The organism is Bifidobacterium kimbladii (genome assembly GCF_032193675.1).
In the GTDB taxonomy this organism is placed as follows: domain Bacteria; phylum Actinomycetota; class Actinomycetes; order Actinomycetales; family Bifidobacteriaceae; genus Bombiscardovia; species Bombiscardovia kimbladii.
Window position 1 is genome coordinate 1 of the sequence record NZ_JASTZZ010000022.1, and the last position, 429, is coordinate 429.

Sequence of the window (429 nt, forward strand, 5' to 3'; positions counted from 1 at the left end):
TCAGGTCCTTGTCGACGGGCCTGCTGAAATCGTAGGCGACCTGACCGGTGAACCAGCCGTCGAACAGGTAGCCTTCCCGCACAGGGTCGGGAGAGGGGCGCTTCACCCTCCCGTACGGGGAGGAGACAGTCTGGTCCGCTGGTATGGGGCTTCCGCCGTCCGTGTCGAAGCGGACCGTGAACGCGGATCCTGGCTCCGCAGCCCGTGCCAGCGGCTACGTGATTGTGACCGACAACCTCTTCGGGGACATCATCACCGACGAGGCCGGCGCAGTTGTGGGCGGAATCGGCTATTCGGCATCTGCCAACATCAATGTGACCGACGAACATCCCTCCATGTTCGAGCCCATCCACGGCTCCGCCCCCGACATTGCAGGCAAGGGCATAGCCAACCCTTCGGCCACGGTCCTGTCTGCCGCCATGCTCCTGC

At 64.3% G+C, this 429-nt stretch carries 1 protein-coding gene and 1 pseudogene; one reads left to right on the forward strand and one right to left on the reverse strand.

Annotated features, from left to right (window positions below):
- The coding region (locus QRX41_RS08400; protein WP_396176814.1) for an InlB B-repeat-containing protein at positions 1-211 on the reverse strand (211 nt) is incomplete at its 3' end.
- A 7-nt stretch (positions 212-218) separates the two neighbouring features.
- Between QRX41_RS08400 and QRX41_RS08405 the strand changes: the two are divergent.
- Positions 219-429 (forward strand): annotated as a pseudogene (locus tag QRX41_RS08405) (isocitrate/isopropylmalate family dehydrogenase); the annotation flags it as partial.